Source organism: Streptomyces polygonati (genome assembly GCF_042650325.1).
In the GTDB taxonomy this organism is placed as follows: Bacteria; Actinomycetota; Actinomycetes; order Streptomycetales; family Streptomycetaceae; genus Actinacidiphila; species Actinacidiphila polygonati.
Genome location: NZ_JBHSBB010000047.1, coordinates 54,385 through 75,987, shown reverse-complemented (window position 1 = coordinate 75,987; position 21,603 = coordinate 54,385). Strand labels below are relative to the sequence as shown.

The window sequence follows — 21,603 nt, the reverse complement described above, 5'->3', positions numbered from 1 at the left end:
AGTTCTACCAGCCACCGCCAGCACACCACCGGGCCTCACCAAGATCCGAACCCCGAACAGCTCCTAGGAGGGTGCTGAAGATCTATGCCGGGCTCCCGACGCCCGGCACTGCCATCTGCCGCGTTGGCCGGGTGCCCGGACAGAAACGCACTATCCGGGCACCCGGCCGCCTTGCAGCTGACCGCACCGGACGCCGCTCGCTGATCCGGCCAAGATCTTCAGCACCCTCCTAGCCCCGGTCCGAGGACGGCTCCGCGCCCTCGCCGCCGTCCGGCAGGTCACCGAAGTCCCGCTCCGGCCCCGACCCGGGCCCGCCGTCCGACCTCGGTACGTCCATGTCGTAGTGGTGGTAGAGCTGCAACTCCTGCTCGGGTGACAGATGCCGGCCGACGCCGAAGTCCGGCGCATCCCTGATCAGGGACTTCTTGAACGGCACCCGCAACTCGTCGCCCACCAGCTCACTCGGCTCCAGCGGCACGAAGGCGTCCCGGGTGAACAGGCCGGTGCGCACCGCCGCCCACTCCGGGGAACCGGTCGCGTCATCGAGGTACACCTCGTCCACCGTGCCGATCTTCGTACCGTCGCGGTCGAAGGCGCGGCGCCCGATCAGGCTGCGCGGATCGATGTCGGTCTGCACGGTCCCTCCAACCCATGGCGACTGCTGCTGAGTACCACGAAAGGCCACATCGGGACCGGTGTCGACTCGGGGGCCGGACCGGCACGTGTCGCTGCCTCCCGCGCGCCGCCCCGGTGACCGCTCCCGGACAGGCGCAAAGAGGCGCTGGTAGGCTTGACAGCGGCTGCGAACCCCATGCGGGAGAGTCTTCCGAACGCCCGGTGCCGGGCGGGACGGAGGCGCCGAAGGAGCAAATCCTCCCCGGAATCTCTCAGGCATCCGTACCGCATGGGTCAGGTCACTCTGGAAAGCAGGGCGGTTCCCGCAAGCACGGGGACGCGCCCTCACCGACGGTGCAAGCCGCCCCGAGCCGGGGCGGTGAAGCTCTCAGGTCCCGATGACAGAGGGGGAGGCCGTAAGGGTGCCGCACCGCGGCATCCCCGAAGGTCACCACGACCAGGAGGGCCTCCGAAGATGACCGATCGTCGCATTCCCCTCGCCCAGCTCGAGGCGGGCACTCCCTTCGCCCGGCGCCATATCGGCCCCGACGCCGGCGCGCAGGCCAAGATGCTCGCCCAGGTGGGCTACGGCTCGCTGGACGAGCTGACCGACGCGGCCGTGCCCGACACCATCAAGAGCGCCGAGGCGCTCCGCCTGCCCGCCGCCCGCACCGAGGCCGAGGTCATCGCCGAACTGCGGGCGCTGGCCGACCGCAATCAGGTGCTGGCCCCGATGATCGGCCTCGGCTACTACGGCACCTTCACGCCGCCGGTGATCCTGCGCAATGTGATGGAGAACCCGGCCTGGTACACCGCCTACACGCCGTACCAGCCGGAGATCTCCCAGGGCCGCCTCGAAGCGCTGCTGAACTTCCAGACCGTCGTCGCCGACCTCACCGGACTGCCCACCTCCGGCGCCTCCCTGCTGGACGAGAGCACCGCGGCCGCCGAGGCGATGGCGCTGTCCCGCCGGGTCGGCAAGGTGAAGGAGGGCGTCTTCCTGGTCGACGCCGACACCTTCCCGCAGACCCTCGCGGTGATCCGGACCCGCGCCGAGCCGACCGGCGTCGAGGTGGTCACCGCCGACCTCAGCGACGGCATCCCGGCCGAGATCGCCGAGCGCGGCGTCTTCGGTGTCCTGCTCCAGTACCCGGGCGCCTCGGGCGCGGTCCGCGACCCCCGGCCGGTCATCGAGCGCGCGCACGAACTCGGCGCCGTGGTCACCGTCGCCGCCGACCTGCTGGCGCTCACCCTGCTCACCTCGCCCGGCGCGCTCGGCGCGGACATCGCGGTGGGCACCACCCAGCGCTTCGGCGTGCCGATGGGCTTCGGCGGCCCGCACGCCGGCTACATGGCCGTCCGCGAGGGCTACGCCCGCAACCTGCCGGGCCGGCTGGTCGGCGTCTCGGTGGACGCCGACGGACACAAGGCGTACCGGCTGGCCCTGCAGACCCGCGAGCAGCACATCCGCCGCGAGAAGGCCACCAGCAACATCTGCACCGCCCAGGTGCTGCTGGCCGTGATGGCCGCCATGTACGCCGTCTACCACGGCCCCGACGGCCTCGCCGCGATCGCGCGCCGTACCCACCGCTACGCCGCCGTACTGGCCGCCGGACTGCGCGCGGCCGGCGTCGATGTCGAGCACGGCGCCTACTTCGACACGCTGACCGCACAGGTGCCCGGCCGGGCCGCCCAGGTGGTGGCCGCCGCCCGCGAGGCCGGGGTCAATCTGCGGCTCACCGACGCCGACCGGGTCGGTGTCGCCTGCGACGAGACCACCGACCGGGCCCGGCTGGCCGCCGTACTGGCCGCCTTCGGCGCCGGGCCCACCCCCGACCTCGACGCGCTGGACGCCGCCACCGACGACGCGCTGCCCGCCGCCCTGCTGCGCACCGAGCCGTATCTGACCCACCCGGTCTTCCACCAGCACCGCAGCGAGACCGCGATGCTGCGCTATCTGCGGCGGCTCGCCGACCGTGACTACGCGCTGGACCGCGGCATGATCCCGCTCGGCTCCTGCACCATGAAGCTCAACGCCACCACCGAGATGGAACCGGTCACCTGGCCGGAGTTCGGCGCCCTGCACCCCTTCGCGCCGGCCGAGCAGGCCGAGGGCTATCTCGCGCTGATCCACGGCCTGGAGGAGCAGCTGGCCGAGGTCACCGGCTACGACAAGGTCAGCCTGCAGCCCAACGCCGGTTCACAGGGTGAGCTGGCCGGCCTGCTCGCGGTGCGCGCCTATCACCGGGCGGCTGGCGACACGGAGCGCACCGTCTGCCTGATCCCGTCCTCCGCGCACGGCACCAACGCGGCCAGCGCCGTGATGGCCGGGATGCGGGTCGTCGTGGTGAAGACCGGTGAGAACGGGGATGTCGACGTCGCCGATCTGCACGCCAAGATCGAACTCCACCGCGACCGGCTCGCCGTCCTGATGGTCACCTACCCCTCCACGCACGGCGTCTTCGAGGACAACATCACCGACATCTGCGCGGCCGTGCACGACGCGGGCGGTCAGGTGTACGTGGACGGCGCCAATCTCAACGCGCTGGTGGGGCTGGCCAGGCCGGGCCGGTTCGGCGCCGACGTGTCGCATCTGAACCTGCACAAGACCTTCTGCATCCCGCACGGCGGTGGCGGCCCCGGTGTCGGGCCGGTCGCGGTGCGCGCGCATCTGGCGCCGTATCTGCCGAACCACCCGCTGCAGCCCGCCGCAGGGCCGCCGACCGGTGTCGGCCCGGTGTCGGCGGCGCCCTGGGGGTCGGCCGGCATCCTGCCGATCTCCTGGACCTATGTCCGGCTGATGGGCGCCGAAGGCCTCAAGCGCGCCACCCAGACGGCCGTGCTGAGCGCGAACTACGTGGCCAGGCGGCTCGAACCGCACTTCCCGGTGCTCTACACCGGGCCCGGCGGCCTGGTGGCGCACGAGTGCATCATCGATCTGCGCCCGCTGACCAAGGAGACCGGCGTCAGTGTCGACGACATCGCCAAGCGCCTGATCGACTACGGCTTCCACGCGCCGACCATGTCCTTCCCGGTGGCCGGCACCCTGATGATCGAGCCCACCGAGAGCGAGGATCTCGCGGAGCTGGACCGCTTCTGCGAGGCGATGATCGCGATCCGCGGCGAGGTCGACCGGGTGGCGGCCGGCGAATGGCCCGCCGACGACAACCCGTTGCGGGGCGCTCCGCACACCGCGGCGGCGCTCGGCGGCGAATGGACGCACCCCTACAGCCGCGACGAGGCGGTCTTCCCCGCCGGGGTCTCCGCCGCCGACAAGTACTGGCCGCCGGTGCGCCGGATAGACGGGGCCTTCGGCGACCGCAACCTGGTCTGCTCCTGCCCGCCGCTGGACGCCTACGACGACTGACGCCGCCGCGGGCCGGGGCCGGCCGGAAGGGGCCCCGGACATGGCGAGGCCGGTTCCGCCGCGGGACAGCGGGACCGGCTCTGTCGTGGCGGGCCCGGACTCAGGCCGCCGTGGTGATCCGTCCGCCGGCCAGTGGGCGGTGCGGCGCGATGATCCGGCCGTCGGGCAGCAGCTCGCCGGTGTCCTCGAAGAGGAGCACCCCGTTGCACAGCAGGCTCCAGCCCTGCTCCGGGTGGTGGGCCACGGTATAGGCGGCCTCACGGTCGGTGCACTCTGCGGTCGGGCACTGCGGCTGGTGCTTGCACATGATGGAGGGTGTCTTTCGCTGCGAGAAGTGGGTGCTGCCGGCGGTCGCGTGTGATGCCTGGTCCATGTCCGTCCCACCGTTCCTGGTGCGGCCGATCCCAGTGTTGCTCCACCGGCCCCGATCCGCAGCAATATTGTCCAGACCGTGTTCTTCGGGAAAGACGTGTCACCCGGGCAGCCGGTTGCCGTCACCATGCGTTCACCGGGCCGATGAGCGGCAATGAGCGGCAATGAGCGGTGACGACCGGCGATGAGCGGTGACGACCGGACAGCGATGCCTCCTCGTCCGCGCGGACGAGGAGGCATCATACGGGTGGCCGGCCGGCTCTTCAGGCGGGCGACCCCAGCAGGGGCGGCGCCGCCAGCCGCGGGCTGAGCGCTGGCACCAGTTCCACCAGCCGGTGCACCCGGTGCGAGGTGATGCCGGGCGGCGCCGGGGCCAGCGGGATCAGCAGGTCCGAGGGGTCCGGCTGGGCGGTGGCCGCGTCGGCCCGCGGGTCGACGTGCAGCCACAGCGCCATCATGTACAGCCCCGGCACCGACAGCAGGTGCGGCTGGTACATGGCGGGGAGGGTCTCGGCCTGCCGCAGCGCCCGCTCGGTGGAGACCAGGTACGGGCCCTCGGAGAAGCGGGAGAAGACCCAGCCGTCCGGTGTAGCCACCGTCTCGCCCGCGGCGGCCACTCCGGCGCCGGCCCTGATATGGAACCGCCAGCCGGTCAGCCGCGCCTGGGGCAGGCCGCCTTGGACCGGTGCCGGCTCGAACACGTGGACAGGCAGCGGGTGTTCCGCGTCCAGCGGCCCTTCGGCGTTGCGCAGCGCGGGGGTCCTGATCTCCATGACCGCGGTGGGCGAACTGAGCGCCGCCAGGACGCTCATCAGGGCGGGAGCGGGGGCTGGGGGGACAAGCAGCGGCATGATGTCGCCTCTCACTGGGAGACAAACAGTGGTGCTGGGGCGGGTGTGCGGACGGCGTTGTCGATGCAGGGCGAACTCCTGCTCGGGCACGTCCGGGGAGGGTGGAAGCTTTGCCTTGTGCGCGGAGTTTATACGACGCGTGTTCGCTCCGTGTTTCGTCTAGTCGCTGCCCGTATTACGCGCAAGGCGATAATTCGCCTTCTTCCGCGGGGCCATCCGCACCATTGCCGCAGGGTATGAAGAGGCGGTGCATATCTCTGCCTGTCACGGTCGGCCGGAAGTCGCCGGTCCTATTCGCGGCACTTCGCACCGGCACTTTACCTCGGCACCCGGCATCTGAATGTGCCGCTGGAACGTGCGCTGTCGGCTGCTAGAGCAAGCCTAGCGTGCCGAACGGGTCGTGTGTGGTGTTATCGATCATTTGGGGGGATCCTTCGCTGCGGCCCCATCCGCAGCCGCGCGAGAATTGGGGTGCCTCCATGGGCGAGAAGGTGGCAGTCGGCGCGTTCGACCTGGCCGACCGCCGGCTCTACCGGCGCAAGCTCCAGCAGTGCCTGGTGGGTCTGGAGCGGTTGCTCGACGAGAAGCGATTCGAGCGGTCGCGCAATCTGATGGGCCTGGAGATCGAATTGAATCTCACGGATTCCGACGGGCTGCCCCGCATGGTGAACGAGGAGGTGCTCAGGCGCATCGCGAGCCGGGATTTCCAGACCGAGCTCGCGCAGTTCAATATTGAAGTGAACATCGCGCCGCACCTGCTTTCCGGCCGGGTGCTGGACCGGCTCGCCGGGGAACTGCGGGCCGGCCTCGGCTACGCCGGCCGGATGGCGGCCGAAGTGGGGGCCCGCATCGTCATGGTGGGAATTCTGCCCACCTTGGAGGCACAGGACCTGGTGTCCGCCAACCTGTCCGCCGACGACCGCTTCGTCCTGCTCAACGAGCAGATCCTGGCGATGCGCGGGGAGGACATCACCCTGGACATCAGGGGCGTGGAGCATCTCGTATACACCTCGGCGTCCATCGCCCCGGAAGCCGCCTGCACCTCGACCCAGATGCATCTTCAGGTCACGCCGGGCCGTTTCGCCGCGGTGTGGAACGCGGCGCAGGCGGTGGCCGGGCCGCAGGTCGCCGCGGGCGCCAACTCGCCCTTCCTGTTCGGCCGTGAACTGTGGCGCGAGACCCGTCCGATGCTCTTCCAGCAGGCCACCGACACCCGCCCGCAGGAGCTGCGGGCCCAGGGCGTACGGCCGCTGACCTGGTTCGGCGAGCGCTGGATCGAGTCGGTGACCGACCTGTTCGCCGAGAACGTACGGTACTTCCCCGCGCTGCTGCCGATCTGCGACGACGAGGACCCGCTGCGGGTGCTGGACGACGGGCGGGTGCCGCGGCTGCGCGAGCTGACCTTGCACAACGGCACCGTCTACCGCTGGAACCGGCCGGTCTACGAAGTGGTGGACGGTGTGCCCCATCTGCGGGTGGAGAACCGGGTGATGCCCGCGGGGCCCACCGTCGCCGACCTACTCGCCAACACCGCCTTCTACTACGGACTGGTGGCGGCGCTGGCCGAAGCGCCGCGGCCGGTGTGGCGGCGGATGCCGTTCGGCGCCGCCGCCGCCAACTTCGACGCGGCCTGCCGCTACGGCATCGGCGCCCGTCTGCACTGGCCGCTCGGCCCGGGCGGGGCACTGGTCGAGCTGCCCGCCGCCGACCTGATCCGCGACGAGCTGCTGCCGCTGGCCGCCGCCGGGCTCGACTCCTGGGGCATCGACCCGGTGGACCGCGACCACTGTCTCGGCATCATCGGGCAGCGCTGCGAGCACCGTACCAACGGCGCCGAATGGCAGTCCGCGGTCTTCCACCGGATGCTGGAGCGCGGCCTGGACCGGCGACCGGCGCTCGCCGCCATGACCCAGCGCTACCGGGAGCACATGGAGGGCGGGGAGCCGGTGCACAGCTGGCCGGTGGGATGACGACGCGGACACCGGACCCGCCGCCGGGGGTGCGTCCCGGCCGCGGGTCCCCCCATCCCACCGGACGCGCCGTGCTCACGGCGTCCTGGCCGCCGCGCCGGTCGCCGCCGCGACCACGGCCTTCAGCAGCACCGCCTGGATCTGCGCCGGGTCGTCGACCCGGTAGGCCGCGCCCCCGGTGGCCCGGGCGAAGGTGTCGCAGGCGGACTTGTCGGCGTCAGGACCGACCGCGATGGCGATCAGCGGCACCGGACGCGCGGGATCGCCGAGCGCTTTGAGCCCGGTGGTCAGCGCGTCGAGGGAGATGCTGCCCGGGTCCTCGTTGGCGCCGTCGGTCAGGATCACCACCGCGTTGAACTCGCCGGCCGCGTAGGAGGCGGTGGCGTCCCGGTAGACGGCCAGCGCCGTGTCGTAGAGGCCGGTCGAGCCGTCCGGCACCGGTTCGAGGGCCCCGAAGGCCGCGTTCAGCCGGTCCCTGACGGTGGCGCCGCCCGATTGCTGGCCGAGGCGGCCGGTCGGGACGACCTTCTGGTAGTCGCGTGATCCGTCCAGCCGGGTGGAGAAGCGCCACAGGCCGATCTCGTCCCGGTCGGTGAACTGGCCGAGCGCCTGCCGCAACGACGCCTTGGTGACGTCGAGCCGGGTCCGCCCGGAGCCGGGGACCGGCGTGGCCATCGAACCGGACACGTCGACCACCGTGGTGATCCGCGCGCTCTGCACCGTGATCTGCCACATCAGCCGCAGCTTCTGCAGATCGGCCGCCGAGGGGGGAGGCACCGGGGACGCGGTCACCGGCTGCGGTGCCCGGCCGCCGGCCTGCCGCACGGTGGCCGCCGCGGCGCCGCCGGCCGGCGGGCGGAAACCGGCTTCGGTGAGGGTACGGACCGCGTCGGCCTGGCCGAGCAGGCCGAGGAACCGGGTGGCGGCGCGCGCCTGGTCGACGTCGTGCTGCATCTCGTCCACCAGCGTGTACGGATAGTCCAGCGTCGCGGCGCCGTCCTTGGGGTAGAAAAGCCGCAGCGCGGGCCCGGAACCGCCGTTGTGGGTGTAGGCGGCCTGCTCGGAGAGCATCAGCGCCTGATCGCGCCGCGGGTCGGACAGCGCGGCCGGGGCGCTGCTACCCGGCAGGGTGGCGAGCGCCTGGGCGGCTGTCGGCGCGGTGCGCTGGGCGAGCAGTTTGGCCGCGCCGGCCGACTGGGCGTCCGCGGCCGCGCTGTCACCGCCGGCGCCGCGGGTGATCGAGGCGTTGATCATCGCGAGGGCGAGCATGCCGGTGGCGCTGTGCGCCGGGTCGGGGGAGCCGAGCCGTAACCCGGTCCGGGCCGCGGCCCCGGTCAGTTCCGCCCAGCTGTACGTCTTCGCCGGCCAGCCCAGGGCGTCGGCCTGCGCCCCCAGGGCGCCGACCACCACCGGCGAGCTGGCGACCGAGCCCATCGGGGACACCGAGGAGCCCTGCCCGGAGGCGACGAGCCCGCTGACCCAGATGCTGTCGTCGGGGATCCACACCGCGAAATCGGGCACTTTCGCCGCGCCGGCCGACCCCGCCGAGCCGCCCGACGCGTCCAGCTGCGCCGCGACCTGCGCGGCGTCACGGGCCGTCACCCGTACGTCCAGGCAGCGCCCGTCGGTCATCGCGTGCTCCGCGCGGGCCCGGTCGGCGATCCTGGTGATCGCGGGGGCGATGTCCGGAGAGGCGACGGCGCCGATGCGTACCGTGCCGCTGCGGCAGGCGCCGCCCACCGGCAGCAGGCCGCCGCGCAGCACCGGGAAGGTGCCCGCGCCGACCGCCAGGACCAGCACGGCGGTCAGCGCGGCGGTCCGGCCGCGGTGGCGCGACGACGGGCCGCCGGGTCCGCCTCGCGACGAGGGGGTGTCGGAGGGGGATATCCGGTGACGTCCCATACGGCCGTGCCTTCCTGCGATGCTCCGGAACAAAGTGGGGGGCGGCTCCGCACTGCGGGGCGCGATCTTCGTATCTTTTTCCGGAGGACCCTAATCGTGCGCGGTCGGCGCTGAAGCGGGATGACGATATTGGAGGGCCGCGTGCACACACAGTCATACGAGGTGGAGGCGCGCCCGGAAGACCGCACCTGGCGCAGCGAGACGCTGATCGTGCTGGCGCTGTCGCTCGGCGCGAGCGGTGTCTCCGCGCTGATCAGCTTCGTCGGCTCGGTCACCAGGCCCGGGGCGCTGAAGAACCAGGCGGCCACCCTCGTCGGGTCGCAGGCCCCCGGCCGTCCCTGGCTCGATCTCGCCTGGCAGGTGTTCGCCATCGCCAGCGCGCTCGCCCCGGTGGCGCTCGTCGCGCATCTGCTCGCCCGGGAGCGGGTCGGCCTGCCGGCCATCGGCTTCGATCTCAGCCGGAAGGGGTGGGACCTGGCCCGCGGCGTGCTGGTGGCCGCCTTCATCGGCGGCAGCGGGCTCGCCTTCTACCTCGGGGTGCGGGCGGCCGGCTTCAACCTCACGGTGGTGCCCGAATCACTGCCGGACGTGTGGTGGAAGATCCCGGTACTGATCGCCGCCGCGGTGCAGAACGCGGTGCTGGAGGAGGTGATCGTGGTCGGCTACCTGCTGCGCAGGCTCGGGCAGTTGGGCTGGACGCCCACCGCCGCGCTCGCCGCCAGCGCGCTGCTGCGCGGCTCCTACCACCTCTACCAGGGCATCGGCGGCCTGGTGGGGAACATGGTGATGGGCATCGTCTTCGTCCTGCTCTACCGGCGCTGGGGCCGGGTCGGCCCGCTGGTGGCCGCGCACGCCCTCATCGACACGGTGGCGTTCGTCGGCTACGCGGTGCTGGCCGGCAAGGTGGGCTGGCTGCCGACGGGCTGAGTGCTCCGCCCACGTGGTGAGCGGCTCCCCGCGCCGGACCGGGCTTACGGCTTACGGGACGGCGTGCAGCTCGCCGTCCACGACGGTGACGGCCGAGCCGGTCAGCAGCACCCGGTCGCCGCTCAGCCGGGTGGCGATCATGCCGGTGCGCCGCGAGGCCTGGAGCCCGGTGAGGCGGTCCCGGCCCAGGCGGCGAGACCAGAAGGGCGCCAGCGCGGTGTGCGCGCTGCCGGTCACCGGGTCCTCGTCGATACCGACCGCCGGGAAGAAACCGCGCGACACGAAGTCGTAGCCGCGCGCCGGATCGGCCGCCGCGGCGGTGGCGATCAGCCCGCGTGAGGACAGCCGGGCCAGCGCCGCGAAGTCCGGGGCCAGCGACCGTACCGTCTCCTCGTCGGCGACCTCGACCAGCAGGTCCAAGCAGTCGGGTCCGGTGTCCAGCACGGTCAGCGGAGCCGTGCCCAGTGCCTGTTCGAGGCCGGCCGGGGTCTCGACGGGCGTCAGCGGGGCCATCGGGAAGTCCAGGGTGATCGTCCCGTCGCCCTCGGCGGTGGCCGACAGCACCCCGGCGCGGGTGCGGAACCAGACCGTGCCCCCCGCCGCGCCGGTGGTGCGCAGCACATGGGCGGTCGCGAGGGTGGCGTGCCCGCACAGTCCCACCTCGGTGACCGGGGTGAACCAGCGCAGCGCCCAGTCGGCCACCGCGTCCCCGCTCATCGGGTGCGCGAACGCCGTCTCGGAGAGGTTGAGTTCGGCCGCGACCTGCTGCATCCAGCCGTCCTCGGGAAATTCGTCCGACCCCAGCAGCACCACTCCCGCTGGATTGCCGGCGAAGGGGCGATCGGTGAAGGCGTCGACGATTCGGATCCGCATGCGCTGAGCCTATTGCCTGTGCCGCGGATCCTGCCGGGCCGGACGCCATCCGTCCGCGGTCCGACCTCGGGGCTTGTCATCCGATCGGTTCCGATATATCGTTGAGCTGTCGCGAACGATCAACGATGGAAGGAGCGACATCATGCGTTCCCAAGGAAACGAACATGGACACGGTCACGGCCATGGTCACTGCGGGCCCGGCCATCACGGCAGGGGCGAGCGGGAGGGCCTTCGAGCCGCCTTCGGGCAGTTCGGACCGCCGTTCGGCGGACCCTTCGGACCCGGCGGCGGACGGGGCCGCGGCGGACCGCGCGGCCGGGCGCGCCGCGGCGATGTCCGGGCGTCGATCCTGGCGCTGCTCAAGGACCGTCCGATGCACGGCTACGAGATGATCCAGGAGATCGCCGACCGCAGCGGCGGCGCGTGGCGGCCGAGCCCCGGCTCGGTGTACCCGACGCTCCAACTGCTGGAGGACGAGGGCCTGATCACCAACGCGAGCGAGGGCGGCAAGAAGCTGTTCACGCTCACCGAGGCCGGCCGCAGCGAAGCCGAAGCCGTCTCCGGGGCCCCCTGGGAGGACGCCGGCCGCGGCGTCGACTGGGATGCGCTCAACGAGATACGGAAGGTGGGCGGCGGTCTCGTCGAGGCCTTCCGCCAGGTGTGGGCCACCGGCACCCCCGAGCAGCGCGACAAGGCGCTGGTCGTGGTCAACGACGCCCGCAAGAAGCTCTATCTGATCCTCGCCGACGAGGACGTCACCGAGGACTGACGGCGCCGGCGGCGGACCGCGCGTGATCGCGCGGCGCCGCACGGCACCTGAACGGAGCGGGGCCGGGTGGCCCGGCCCGCAGCGAGCCGGCCCAGGGCATCACGCCCTGGGCCGGCTCGATCCGCGTACCAGCAGCCGGGTCGGGATGATCCGCGGCTCGGCCTCCAGCTTGGTCTTCCCCGGACCCGCGTCCAGCAGCCCGCGCAGCGCGGTCACCGCCGCCTCGCCGAGTGCCCGCTGGTCCTGGGCGACCGTGGTCAGCGACGGCCGTACCAGCGCCGACGCGTCGATGTCGTCGAAGCCCACCACCGCCAGGTCGCGGGGCACCGAGAGCCCCGCGTCGGCCGCCACGTGCATCGCGCCTATCGCCATCTGGTCGCCCGCCGCGAAGATCGCGGTGGGCGGCTGCGCCAGATCGAGCAGCTTGCGGGCCGCCGTCTCGCCGCTGGCCAGGAAGAAGTCGCCCTCGGTCACATACTCCGGCGGCACCGCGAGCCCCAGCCGCTCGCAGGCCCGCCGGTAGCCGGCCAACCGCTCGGCGGCCGGCGGCAGGTGCAGCGGGCCGGTCACGGTGGCGATCCTGCGGTGGCCCAGCCCGTAAAGATGGTCCACCGCGGCCTCCGCGCCCGCCGCGTTGTCCGAACTCACCCGGACCGTACGGGGTCCGGTGAAGCCGGTGTCGATGCCGGCGCAGGGCACATTGGAGGCCGCGAGCACCCGCAGGCACCGGTCGTCCGGCGGCGTGGTCAGCACGATCACGCCCTCCAGGTTGTGCCGCCGCACCGCCTGCAGATAGCTGCCGTCGGCCTCCTCCGCGGCCGGAGTGGTCAGCAGCATCAGGTGGTAGTCGGCCTCGGAAAGGGCGGTGCGGACAGCGCTCAGCAGCCCGAGCAGGAAGGGGTTGTGCTGCCCCCTGGCCTCCTGGCCGCTGTCCCAGATCAGCCCGATGGTGTCCGAGCGCCGCCGGACCAGCGTGCGGGCCGGCTCATTGGGTGCGTAACCCAGTTCGGTCGCCAGCCGGCGGATGCGCTCCCGGGTGGCCTCGCTCACCTCGGCCCTGTCATTGAGTGCCCTGGACACGGTGGCGGTCGAAACGCCACTTGCGCGGGCGAGTTCACGGATGTTCACGAAATACCCGATCTGCGCGAGGGACATGGCGTACATGGGTTAACACCTGGTGGCAAGCGTGCGGCAAAACGGCTCCTGCGTACAGTCTTGACGATCCGTGAGAACGGAGGACAGACTTCGCGCCGATCGGAAGCGTTTACGGTAGTCGGTCCCGAAACGCCGGGACCCCGAACAGGAACGGGACTCCTGCGATGCCAACAAACGCACGACGCTTACGTCTCAGAGGCCTTCTCACGCTCGCCACCGCCGCGGCCTGCGTCGCGGCCGTCGCGTCGGTCCCGGCTCAGGCCGGTGACAACCCGACGTACACCAATCCGAAGGCCCCGATCGATCTCCGGGTCAAGGATCTGGTCAAGAGAATGACCCTGGCCGAGAAAATCGGCCAGATGGACCAGATATCCGTGGTCAACATGCAGGGCGACTGCCAGTGGAGCGGCGGTGCCTTCACCGAGTCCTGCATGAAGAACGTTCTCGTCGACAACGCGGCCGGTTCGGTGCTCTCCGGCGGCGGCGCCGGCCCGACCGTCAACACACCGGGGAACTGGGCCACGATGGTCAACACCGTGCAGAAGTACGCGGTCGACCACTCCCGGCTGCACATCCCGATCATCTACGGCGTCGACGCGGTGCACGGTCACAACAACGTACTGGGTGCGACGATCTTCCCGCAGGAGATCGGCATGGGCTCGACCTGGGACCCGGCGCTGGTCAAGGACGCCGGGACCGCCACCGCCGAGGCGGTCGCCGCCACCGGCATCGACTGGAACTTCGCGCCGGTCACCGACATCGCACGAGACCAGCGCTGGGGCCGCTACTACGAGACCTTCGGCGAGGACCCGCTGCTGGCGGGCACGCTGGCCGCCTCCGCGGTCAAGGGCATCCAGGGCGCCGACGGCGCCAAGAACGTGGCGGCCACCGTCAAGCACTTCGGCGGCTACGGCGAGCCAGGCAACGGCCACGACCGGGTGCCCGGCGATGTCTCGATCCGCTATCTGCAGGACACCCTGCTGCCGTCGTACAAGCAGGCCATCGACGCCGGCGCCATGTCGGTGATGGTCAACTCCGGTGCCATCAACGGGATTCCGGCCACCGCGTCGCACTACCTGCTGACCGACGTGCTGCGCGACCAGTGGGGCTTCCAGGGCGTCGAGGTCAGCGACTGGCAGGACGTACGCGCCCTGCAGATCAGCTACCACGTGGCCGCCGACTACCCGGAGGCGATCGCCAAGGCCGTCAACGCCGGCCTGGACATGGCGATGGAGCCCTACGACGCCCAGGGCTGGAGCGACGGTCTGAAGACCGCCGTGCAGCGCGGCCTGGTCTCCGTGCAGCGCATCGACCAGTCGGTGTCGCGCATCTTGCGGATGAAGTTCCAACTCGGCCTGTTCGAGCACCCCTACGTGGACGCCTCGAAGGCCGACGCCCGGGTGATCGGCGCCGACACCGGCCTGGCCCGGCAGGCGGCCGACGAATCGCAGGTGCTGCTGCGCAACGACGGCGGCGTACTGCCGATCTCCCCGTCCGCCAAGAAGATCGTCGTCGCCGGCTCCTACGCCGACGACATCAACGACCAGGTCGGCGGCTGGACCGTTGGCTGGCAGGGAGTGCCCGCCGGGGTGACGCTGCCGGGCACCACCGTGCTCCAGGGCATCCAGAAGGCGGCCCCCGCCGGCACCCAGGTCGTGCGGGCCACGTCCGACGCCGACGCGGCGGCGCAGGCCGCGAGCGCCGATCTGACCGTGGTGGTGGTCGGTGAGAAGGCCGCCGCCGAAGGCGCAGCCGACAGTCCAACTCCCCAGCTCGGCGCGGACCAGGTCGCGCTGGTCAAGTCCTTGAAGGCGACCGGCAAGCCGGTGGTCACCGTGGTGCTCGCCGGACGTCCGCTGGTGCTCGGCGACGCGGACGGCACCCAGGGGCTGCTGATGTCCTGGCTGCCCGGCAGCGAGGGCGGGAACGCCGTGGCCGACGTGCTGTTCGGCAAGGTCGACCCGAGCGGCCGGCTGAACGCCACCTGGCCGAAGGACATCGGCAACGAGCCGATGTACTACCAGCAGCTGCCCGGCACCAACTCGGGCCCGGGGTCCTTCATCGACGCGGCCTACCCCTTCGGGGCCGGTCTGTCGTACACCACCTACAGCTTCGACTCGGTCAAGGCCGCTTCGGCGACCGTGCGGACCAAGGACACCGTGCACCTCAAGGTCGGCGTCTCCAACTCCGGTGACCGCGAGGGCGATCTGGTGGTTCCGGTGTACGTCTCGCAGCCGTCGGGCGACGTGCTCTCGCCGTCCCGGAAGCTGGTGGCCTTCACCCGGGTGCACCTGAAGGCCGGGCAGTCCAGGACCGTCTCGCTCGATGTGCCGCCCAGCCGCCTCGCGGTCACCCCGGGCGACATCGACGGCGCGGGCAAGCAGCAGGTCGAGCGCGGCGACTACGTGTTCACGGCCGGCACGCAGACGGCGGCGGTGACCGTCCGCTGACCTGATCCGGTGCGGCTGGTCCGGCTGATCCGGCTGTCGGTCGATCCGGCGGTCCGCGGCCGGGTCGCGGGCGGGTTCTCCCGTCCGCGACCCGGTCCGTGCTGTCTGATGGACCTCTGCACGGTCGGCGCGGGACAGGAGGACGGTATGGGCGGCGGCGTTACGGATCCGGTGGACGACGAGGCGCTGCTGGCCCGGCTGCGGGCCGCGCCCGTCCTGGCCGGGCCGCTGCCGCGGTTCGACCCCGACGAGGCGCCGGACGCCCCCGGGCCGCTCTTCGCCGAGTGGCTGGAGCTGGCGCTGGCAGACGGGGTACCCGAACCCGGGGTCATGACGCTCAGCACGGCCGGCGCCGACGGCGTGCCGGGCGCCCGCGTGCTGATGCTGCGCGGCATCGACACCGCCGACTGCGCCTTCCGCTTCACCTCCGACTCCCGCAGCCCCAAGGGCCATGATCTGGCCGCCAATCCGCGGGCGGCGCTCAGCTGGTACTGGCCCGCGCACGGCCGGCAGATCCGGATGGCGGGACCCGTGGACGTACTCGGTGAGGAGCCCACCCGGCAGGACTTCCTCGGCCGCGGCGCGACCTCGCGGACCGCCGCCTTCACCGGGGTGATGAGCGCGCCGCTGAGCGGACCCGAGGAATTCGAACGAGCCCAGCGGACAGCGCGGCGCCAGGTGGCCGACGAACCCGAGCGCGTCCCCGGCACCCACACGCTGTACCGGCTGCGGGCCGAGCGGGCCGAGTTCTGGCAGGCCGACCCGGCCCGCTTCCACCTGCGGCTGGGCTACGAGCGGACCGGCGCCGGCTGGACCCGCGGCCTGCTGTGGCCATGACGCATCCGCGCGGCGGGCGGAACGGCACGGAGCTGCTGACGCGCCCAGCGCCGATCCCGGCCGCCGGGCGAGCCGGGCGCTGCGGGGCGTGGGAGTCGATGTCAGCCGCTACCGGGATGACGGTCCTGTCGCGAGCTGACATCATGTCCGGATGCACGCGACCGGTGGCAGACGCGGAGGGCTGGGCCTGGCCCTGGTGTCCGCCTGCGCGTTCGGCGGTTCCGGGGTGGCGGCCAAGCCGCTGATCGAGGCGGGATTCGATCCGCTGCAGGTGGTGTGGATGCGGGTGGCCGGCGCCGCCCTCATCCTGCTGCCCCTGGCCCTGCGCGACCGTACGCTGCCCCGGGCGCGGCCCGGACTGCTGCTCGGCTTCGGGGTGCTGGGGGTGGCGGGCTGCCAGGGGCTGTACTTCGTGGCGATCTCCCGCATTCCGGTGGGCGTCGCGATCCTGGTCGAATACCTCGGGCCGGCCATGCTGCTGGGCTGGGTGCGCTTCGTGCAGCGCCGTCCGGTCAGCCGCGCCGCCGTCATCGGCGTGGTGCTGGCGGTGGCGGGGATGGCCTGCGTGGTGGAGATCTGGTCCGGGCTCGCCTTCGACGCCGTCGGGCTGCTCTGCGCGTTCGGCGCGGCCTGCTGCCAGGTCTCGTATTTCGTCCTCGCCGACCGGGGCGCCGGACGGGACGGCGCGCCCGACCCGGTGGCCGTCATCGGCTACGGGTTCCTGATCGGCGCCGCGCTGCTCACCGTGTTCGCCCGGCCCTGGGAGATCGGCTTCTCCGCCCTGGCCCACCGGGCCGCGCTCGGTGACCGCGACATTCCCGCCGCCTTGCTGCTCGGCTGGATCGTACTGGTGGCGACCGTCCTCGCCTATCTGTCGGGTGTGATCGCGATACGGCGGCTCAGCCCGCAGATCGCCGGGGTCGTCGCCTGTATCGAGGCGGTCGTCGGCACCGTGCTGGCGTGGTTCCTGCTGGACGAACACCTCGGCGCCGCCCAACTGGTGGGCGGCGCCCTCGTCCTGGCCGGGGCGTTCACCGCCCAGGCCGCGCGGAAGTCCGCCGGGGACCCGCCGCCCGGTGCGATCACGGCGACCGCGGCGGAACACACCGAGGGGGCCGTCCCCCGGACGGCTGTCCGTACCGAGGGATAAGGTCCGTCTGTGCACTCCACCGTTCTTCCGCCTCCCGCCCGCTGACGCGGGCGGCGCGACCGCTCAAGAACCCGTCCGGAGGCCGGCGCCGATTCGCGCTGGCCGACCCGGTGGTGGGTGCTGCCCGCAGAAGGTGACCACTCGGCCCTCACCTCTCACGCGGGAGAACTCCCATGTCACTGACGCGTGTCCAGCCTGTCCGCTCCCCGGCTTCCACCGGGCTGTCGACCGGCCGCGCACTGCTCTGCGTCCTCTTCGCCGCCACCGCCTGGGGGACGGCGGGCGCCGCGGCGGCGCTGCTCTACGACGGCAGCGGCCTCGGACCGCTGGCCCTCACCTTCTGGCGGGCGGCGGGCGGCTTCGTCCTGCTGCTCGCCGTGCGCTTCGCGCGTGACCGCCGGACTTCCGCCGCCATGGCGGCGGGTGGGGCGCGTGCTGCCGCGACGCCGTCCGCCGGAGGCCGGAAGGAGCGGCGGGGGAGCGCCGCCGTCCGCGTCCTGGTCACCGGAGCGGGCCTGACGCTGTTCCAGGCCGCCTATTTCGGGGCCGTCAAGGCCACCGGGCTGGCGGTCGCCACGGTCGTCACGCTCGGCTCGGGGCCGGTGCTGATCGCGCTGGCCGCCCGGCTGCTGATGGGGGAACGCCTCGGCCGGGGCGGTGCGTCGGCGGTGGCGGGCGCGCTCGCCGGGATGGGGGTGCTGGTGCTGGGCGGTGACGGCGGCGCGGTACGGCCCGCCGGTGTCGCCCTCGCACTGCTGTCGGCGGCGGGATACGGCGCGATCACCCTGCTGACCCGGTGGTTCGGCCTGAACGGCGCGGCGGCCGACCCGCTCGACACCTCGCTGCGGTCCTTCGCCGTCTGCGCCGTGCTGCTGCTGCCCGCGGCGCTCGGCGAAGGACTGTGGCCTGCCTCGGCGGACCTCGGCCGCACTCTGCTGCTGCTCGGCTACCTCGCCTCGGTGCCGACCGCACTGGCCTACGCGCTGTACTTCGCCGGCGCCGCGGTACTGCGGTCGGCGACGGTGTCGGCGATCGCCCTGATCGAACCGGTCTCCGCCGCGGTGATCGCGGTCGCGCTGCTGGGCGAACACCTCACCGCGGCCACCCTGTTCGGCACCGTGATCCTGCTGACCGCGGTGTCCGCGCTCGCCTGGGAGGAAGCGCGGACCGGGCGGGCGGACCGGGCGCGCGCTCAGACGGCGCCGCGGGGGCCGGCCGGGGGGAGATAGGCCGGCAGCGGTATCGCCGGGTCGAGGTCGTCGGCCGGGATCGGCGTCCCGTAGACCCGGCCCACCGGGACCACACCGGTCCAGTACGGAAGGCCGATGTCCTCCGGCTCGTCGTTGGGACCGCCGGTGCGGATCTTGGCGGAGACCTCGTCCAGGTCGAGCCGGATCACGGTGGTGGCGGCCAGTTCCCTGGCGTTGGGCGGGCGGGAGTCCGCCGCCCGGCCCGGCACCGCCTGCTCCACGATCGCGTCCAGCGCCAGCGCCCGCTCCTGGGCGTCGGTGACCTGGTGGGCGACGCCGTGCACCACCACCGAGCGGTAGTTGAGCGAGTGGTGGAAGGCGGACCTGGCCAGCACCAGGCCGTCGAGATGGGTGACGGTCAGACAGACCGGCAGCCCGGCGCCGGCGCCGCGCAACGGCCGCGAACCGGTCGAGCCGTGGACGTACAGCCGCTCGCCGTGCCGGGCGTACAGCGTGGGCAGCACCACGGGGGCGCCGTCCCGGACGAAGCCGAGATGGCACACATAGCCCTCGTCCAGGATGGCGTGCACCGACTCCCGGTCGTACGACGCCCGTTCGCGCAGCCGGGTGGGGGTGACCCGGTCGGTGACCGGATAGCCGGGCGGGGGTTCGGCCGCGGTGACCGGGGCGGGCGAAGGCGAGGGCGAGGAGGCGGGCGGGACGGAGGCCATGGCGCGATCCTTTGCACTAGTGCATACTGTTTTTTGTGCTAGGAGAGTATCGAATCACCGGCAGCCGCGCATCGACGATCGCGGCCGACATCGAGGGCGCGGTGGGCTCCGGCGCGCTCCACCCCGGTGCCGCCCTGCCGCCGCTGCGCGAACTCGCCGCCGAACTCGACGTCAACCCCAACACCGTGGCCGCCGCCTATCGTTTGCTGCGCGACCGCGGGGTGATCGAGACGGCCGGCCGGCGCGGCAGCCGGGTCCGTTCCCGGCCGGCCACCGCCCCGCGCGACGAGATCCGGATCGACGTGCCGCCCGGCGTACGCGACCTGTCCACCGGCAACCCCGACCCCGCGCTGCTGCCCTCGCTGACCGCCGCCCTCGCCGCCGCCGCACACCACGCGCAGGTCCCGGTGCTCTACGGCGGGCCGCCGGTCGACGCCGAGCTGCTCCGGCTGGCGCGGGCCGGCCTCGACGCGGACGGTGTGCCCGACGGCCCGATCGGCCTCACCTCCGGCTCCCTGGACGCCATCGAGCGGGTGCTCGCCGCCCACCTGCGGCCCGGCGACGCCGTGGCCGTCGAAGACCCGGGCTGGAGCGGCCTGCTGGACCTCGTGCCGGCGATGGGGCTGCGCGCGGTCCCGGTCGCCGTGGACGACGACGGTCCGCTCGCCGCCGAGGTGGCCCGCGCGCTGCGAGCCGGCGTACGCGCCCTGATCGTCACCGACCGGGGCCAGAACCCCACCGGGGCGGCGCTGTCCGCCTCCCGCGCGGCCGAGCTGCGGGCGCTGCTGGCCGCCCACCGTCACGTCCTGGTCATCGACGACGACCATGTGCACGGCCTGGTCGACCTGCCCCTGCACTGCCTGTCCGGCGTCACCGACCACTGGGCGCTGGTGCGTTCCACGGCCAAGGCGTACGGCCCGGATCTGCGGCTCGCGCTCTGCACGGGCGACGCGGTGACCCTCGACCGGGTGGGCGGGCGGCACCGGCTCGGCGCGGGCTGGGTCAGCCAGCTGCTGCAACGGGCCGTCGTGCACCTGTGGCAGGCCGGCGCGGTGGACCCGGCCGCCACCGCCCGTGCCTACGGGGAGCGGCGCGAGGCTCTGCTCCGGGCGCTCGGCGATCGCGGCGTCCTCGCCCGCGGCCGCAGCGGGATGAACCTCTGGGTCCCGGTCCCCGACGAGACCGGCGCGGTGGCCGGACTGCTCCAGCGCGGCTGGGCGGTCGCGCCCGGCGCCCGCTTCCGGGTGCGGTCCGCCCCGGGCGTGCGGATCACCGTGTCCCCGCTCGCCGCCGCCGACATCGAGCCCCTCGCCGACGCGGTGGCGGCCGTCCTGCGCCTGGCCGCGACCGGCCGCTCCAACTGACCGCTCCTCGCCCCTACCGGGCCCCGGCCTGCCCCGCCCGGCGGGCCGCCCTCGGGCGCAGCTGGGTCAGTGCGGCGCCGATCAGGATCACCGCCGCGCCCACCGGTTCGTTCCAGCTCAGCGACTCGTGGAGCAGGACGACACCGGCCGTGGTGGCCACGATCGGTATCAGATAGGTGACCATCGAGCCGATGGTCGGCCCCTTCTCGGCGACCAGGCCGTACTGGATCAGGAAGGCGACCCCGGTCCCCAGCGCGCCGAGGGCCAGCACCGAGAGCACCGACTTCGCCGGATACGCGTGCGGCAGCGCGGTGAACAGGGGTGTGATCAACAGCAGTTGCACCGTGCCCAGCATCAACTGCGTGGCCGACAAGGACAGGTGGGAGCCGTCGGCGTGCGCCAGGGTGCGCCGCACATAGGCCCAGCCGAGCGCGTAGCTGATCGCCGCCGTCAAAGCCATCACCGTGCCCTTGGGATCCTGGCCCGAGAAGCCCTGCCAGGCCCCCAGCACGGTCAGCACCCCGGCGAAGCCGAGGCCGACCCCGGCGAGCCGCTGCCGGGACGGCCGGTCCTCGGACAGCGCGACGAACGAGATCAGCATCGAGAACAGCGGTGTCGCCGCGTTGCACATCCCGGCCAGCATCGACGGGATCGTCCGCTCGGCGGTGGCGAAGAGCGAGAACGGCAGCGAGTTGAGCAGGAAGGCCGCCACGAACAGATGCGCGTAGGTGCGCCGGCCGCGCGGCAGCCGCTCCCGCTTCGCCGCGACCGCGACGGCCAGCACCGCGGTCCCGAACACCATCCGGCCCAGCGTGACCTGGAGCGGTGCGAACGCCTCGTTGCCGACCTTCATGAACAGAAAGCTGAAACCCCACACCAGGCCCAGCACCGCGAAGCGCACCCGCCAGTCGAGCAGGCGGCGCACCACCGGGACGGGCGGGGAAGCGACGCCGGGCTCCGGGGCGCCGGCGGCCGGGGCTGCCGCGGTGACGGGAGCGGTCGGGGCGGCGATCGGGACGGCGGGCGGGCTCTGCGGGCGGCTCTCGGCGGGTGCGCTCATGCCCCTACGATGGCCGCCTC

At 72.7% G+C, this 21,603-nt stretch carries 17 protein-coding genes and 2 riboswitches; of the genes, 9 read left to right on the top strand and 8 right to left on the bottom strand.

The genetic code is table 11. The annotated features are described in order from the left end of the window. Nucleotides 1–229 precede the first annotated feature (229 nt). Entirely contained in the window at nucleotides 230–637 is a 408-nt protein-coding gene (locus ACFO3J_RS33260) for a PRC-barrel domain-containing protein (protein ID WP_386437692.1), read from the bottom strand. Nucleotides 638–804: 167 nt separating this feature from the next. Further along, nucleotides 805–913, top strand: a riboswitch (glycine riboswitch). Then, nucleotides 914–1,030, top strand: a riboswitch (glycine riboswitch). A gap of 60 nt (nucleotides 1,031–1,090) precedes the next feature. Here ACFO3J_RS33260 and gcvP point away from each other — a divergent pair. Next, on the top strand, nucleotides 1,091–3,982 hold the full coding sequence (gcvP, locus tag ACFO3J_RS33255) for an aminomethyl-transferring glycine dehydrogenase (protein ID WP_386437689.1): 2,892 nt from the start codon (nucleotides 1,091–1,093) through the stop codon (nucleotides 3,980–3,982). Between the two features lie 100 nt (nucleotides 3,983–4,082). Here the strand turns inward: gcvP and ACFO3J_RS33250 are convergent, their stop codons facing one another. Together ACFO3J_RS33250 and ACFO3J_RS33245 are read right to left on the bottom strand one after the other, a co-directional pair. Beyond that, nucleotides 4,083–4,289 (bottom strand): DUF5999 family protein, encoded by a 207-nt coding sequence (locus tag ACFO3J_RS33250; protein WP_386437710.1) that lies wholly within the window; start codon nucleotides 4,287–4,289, stop codon nucleotides 4,083–4,085. A gap of 328 nt (nucleotides 4,290–4,617) precedes the next feature. Continuing rightward, nucleotides 4,618–5,205 (bottom strand): hypothetical protein, encoded by a 588-nt coding sequence (locus tag ACFO3J_RS33245; RefSeq protein ID WP_386437686.1) that lies wholly within the window; start codon nucleotides 5,203–5,205, stop codon nucleotides 4,618–4,620. Nucleotides 5,206–5,684: 479 nt separating this feature from the next. Between ACFO3J_RS33245 and ACFO3J_RS33240 the strand changes: the two genes are divergently transcribed. Beyond that, the gene (locus ACFO3J_RS33240; RefSeq protein ID WP_386437683.1) at nucleotides 5,685–7,175 is read left to right on the top strand and encodes a glutamate--cysteine ligase; all 1,491 of its coding nucleotides are present in this window, start codon (nucleotides 5,685–5,687) and stop codon (nucleotides 7,173–7,175) included. Between the two features lie 75 nt (nucleotides 7,176–7,250). Here the strand turns inward: ACFO3J_RS33240 and ACFO3J_RS33235 are convergent, their stop codons facing one another. After that, nucleotides 7,251–9,077: a substrate-binding domain-containing protein gene (locus tag ACFO3J_RS33235; protein WP_386437680.1), complete on the bottom strand. Its 1,827-nt coding sequence runs from the start codon at nucleotides 9,075–9,077 to the stop codon at nucleotides 7,251–7,253. Between the two features lie 141 nt (nucleotides 9,078–9,218). Here ACFO3J_RS33235 and ACFO3J_RS33230 point away from each other — a divergent pair, with 141 nt between their 5' ends. Continuing rightward, nucleotides 9,219–10,004 (top strand): CPBP family intramembrane glutamic endopeptidase, encoded by a 786-nt coding sequence (locus tag ACFO3J_RS33230; protein ID WP_386437677.1) that lies wholly within the window; start codon nucleotides 9,219–9,221, stop codon nucleotides 10,002–10,004. 51 nt (nucleotides 10,005–10,055) lie between these two features. Here ACFO3J_RS33230 and ACFO3J_RS33225 read toward each other — a convergent pair whose 3' ends face one another. Further along, nucleotides 10,056–10,877: a PhzF family phenazine biosynthesis protein gene (locus tag ACFO3J_RS33225; RefSeq protein ID WP_386437674.1), complete on the bottom strand. Its 822-nt coding sequence runs from the start codon at nucleotides 10,875–10,877 to the stop codon at nucleotides 10,056–10,058. A gap of 142 nt (nucleotides 10,878–11,019) precedes the next feature. Here ACFO3J_RS33225 and ACFO3J_RS33220 point away from each other — a divergent pair, with 142 nt between their 5' ends. Further along, entirely contained in the window at nucleotides 11,020–11,646 is a 627-nt protein-coding gene (locus ACFO3J_RS33220) for a PadR family transcriptional regulator (protein ID WP_386437671.1), read from the top strand. 99 nt (nucleotides 11,647–11,745) lie between these two features. Here the strand turns inward: ACFO3J_RS33220 and ACFO3J_RS33215 are convergent, their stop codons facing one another. Continuing rightward, nucleotides 11,746–12,810 (bottom strand): LacI family DNA-binding transcriptional regulator, encoded by a 1,065-nt coding sequence (locus tag ACFO3J_RS33215; protein ID WP_386437668.1) that lies wholly within the window; start codon nucleotides 12,808–12,810, stop codon nucleotides 11,746–11,748. A 155-nt stretch (nucleotides 12,811–12,965) separates the two neighbouring features. On the opposite strand from ACFO3J_RS33215, the gene ACFO3J_RS33210 reads away from it, so the two are divergent. The 4 genes from ACFO3J_RS33210 to ACFO3J_RS33195 all read left to right on the top strand — a co-directional run bounded on the left by ACFO3J_RS33210 (nucleotide 12,966) and on the right by ACFO3J_RS33195 (nucleotide 18,467). After that, the gene (locus tag ACFO3J_RS33210; RefSeq protein WP_386437665.1) at nucleotides 12,966–15,251 is read left to right on the top strand and encodes a glycoside hydrolase family 3 N-terminal domain-containing protein; all 2,286 of its coding nucleotides are present in this window, start codon (nucleotides 12,966–12,968) and stop codon (nucleotides 15,249–15,251) included. Between the two features lie 147 nt (nucleotides 15,252–15,398). After that, nucleotides 15,399–16,088: a pyridoxine/pyridoxamine 5'-phosphate oxidase gene (locus tag ACFO3J_RS33205; protein ID WP_386437662.1), complete on the top strand. Its 690-nt coding sequence runs from the start codon at nucleotides 15,399–15,401 to the stop codon at nucleotides 16,086–16,088. A 151-nt stretch (nucleotides 16,089–16,239) separates the two neighbouring features. Beyond that, entirely contained in the window at nucleotides 16,240–17,238 is a 999-nt protein-coding gene (locus ACFO3J_RS33200) for an EamA family transporter (protein ID WP_386437659.1), read from the top strand. A 173-nt stretch (nucleotides 17,239–17,411) separates the two neighbouring features. Then, on the top strand, nucleotides 17,412–18,467 hold the full coding sequence (locus ACFO3J_RS33195; protein ID WP_386437656.1) for a DMT family transporter: 1,056 nt from the start codon (nucleotides 17,412–17,414) through the stop codon (nucleotides 18,465–18,467). Here the strand turns inward: ACFO3J_RS33195 and ACFO3J_RS33190 are convergent. Beyond that, nucleotides 18,431–19,159 (bottom strand): pyridoxamine 5'-phosphate oxidase family protein, encoded by a 729-nt coding sequence (locus ACFO3J_RS33190; protein ID WP_386437653.1) that lies wholly within the window; start codon nucleotides 19,157–19,159, stop codon nucleotides 18,431–18,433. The two genes, ACFO3J_RS33195 and ACFO3J_RS33190, sit on opposite strands and share 37 nt — an antisense overlap. Nucleotides 19,160–19,194: 35 nt before the next feature. Here ACFO3J_RS33190 and ACFO3J_RS33185 point away from each other — a divergent pair, with 35 nt between their 5' ends. Continuing rightward, a complete protein-coding gene (locus tag ACFO3J_RS33185) occupies nucleotides 19,195–20,523 on the top strand; it encodes an aminotransferase class I/II-fold pyridoxal phosphate-dependent enzyme (protein ID WP_386437650.1) in 1,329 nt (442 codons plus the stop codon). Between the two features lie 13 nt (nucleotides 20,524–20,536). On the opposite strand, the gene ACFO3J_RS33180 is transcribed toward ACFO3J_RS33185, so the two are convergent. Continuing rightward, a complete protein-coding gene (locus tag ACFO3J_RS33180) occupies nucleotides 20,537–21,583 on the bottom strand; it encodes a DMT family transporter (protein ID WP_386437647.1) in 1,047 nt (348 codons plus the stop codon). Between the last annotated feature and the right edge of the window lie 20 nt (nucleotides 21,584–21,603).

Excerpts from the sequence above, each read along its gene's own strand:
- gcvP (WP_386437689.1), top strand. The coding sequence starts at position 1,091 with ATGACCGATCGTCGCATTCCCCTCGCCCAGCTCGAGGCGGGCACTCCC.
- ACFO3J_RS33250 (WP_386437710.1), bottom strand. The coding sequence starts at position 4,289 with ATGTGCAAGCACCAGCCGCAGTGCCCGACCGCAGAGTGCACCGACCGT.
- ACFO3J_RS33245 (WP_386437686.1), bottom strand. The coding sequence starts at position 5,205 with ATGCCGCTGCTTGTCCCCCCAGCCCCCGCTCCCGCCCTGATGAGCGTC.
- ACFO3J_RS33240 (WP_386437683.1), top strand. The coding sequence starts at position 5,685 with ATGGGCGAGAAGGTGGCAGTCGGCGCGTTCGACCTGGCCGACCGCCGG.
- ACFO3J_RS33235 (WP_386437680.1), bottom strand. The coding sequence starts at position 9,077 with ATGGGACGTCACCGGATATCCCCCTCCGACACCCCCTCGTCGCGAGGC.
- ACFO3J_RS33225 (WP_386437674.1), bottom strand. The coding sequence starts at position 10,877 with ATGCGGATCCGAATCGTCGACGCCTTCACCGATCGCCCCTTCGCCGGC.
- ACFO3J_RS33220 (WP_386437671.1), top strand. The coding sequence starts at position 11,020 with ATGCGTTCCCAAGGAAACGAACATGGACACGGTCACGGCCATGGTCAC.
- ACFO3J_RS33215 (WP_386437668.1), bottom strand. The coding sequence starts at position 12,810 with ATGTACGCCATGTCCCTCGCGCAGATCGGGTATTTCGTGAACATCCGT.
- ACFO3J_RS33210 (WP_386437665.1), top strand. The coding sequence starts at position 12,966 with ATGCCAACAAACGCACGACGCTTACGTCTCAGAGGCCTTCTCACGCTC.
- ACFO3J_RS33205 (WP_386437662.1), top strand. The coding sequence starts at position 15,399 with ATGGGCGGCGGCGTTACGGATCCGGTGGACGACGAGGCGCTGCTGGCC.
- ACFO3J_RS33200 (WP_386437659.1), top strand. The coding sequence starts at position 16,240 with ATGCACGCGACCGGTGGCAGACGCGGAGGGCTGGGCCTGGCCCTGGTG.
- ACFO3J_RS33195 (WP_386437656.1), top strand. The coding sequence starts at position 17,412 with ATGTCACTGACGCGTGTCCAGCCTGTCCGCTCCCCGGCTTCCACCGGG.
- ACFO3J_RS33190 (WP_386437653.1), bottom strand. The coding sequence starts at position 19,159 with ATGGCCTCCGTCCCGCCCGCCTCCTCGCCCTCGCCTTCGCCCGCCCCG.
- ACFO3J_RS33180 (WP_386437647.1), bottom strand. The coding sequence starts at position 21,583 with ATGAGCGCACCCGCCGAGAGCCGCCCGCAGAGCCCGCCCGCCGTCCCG.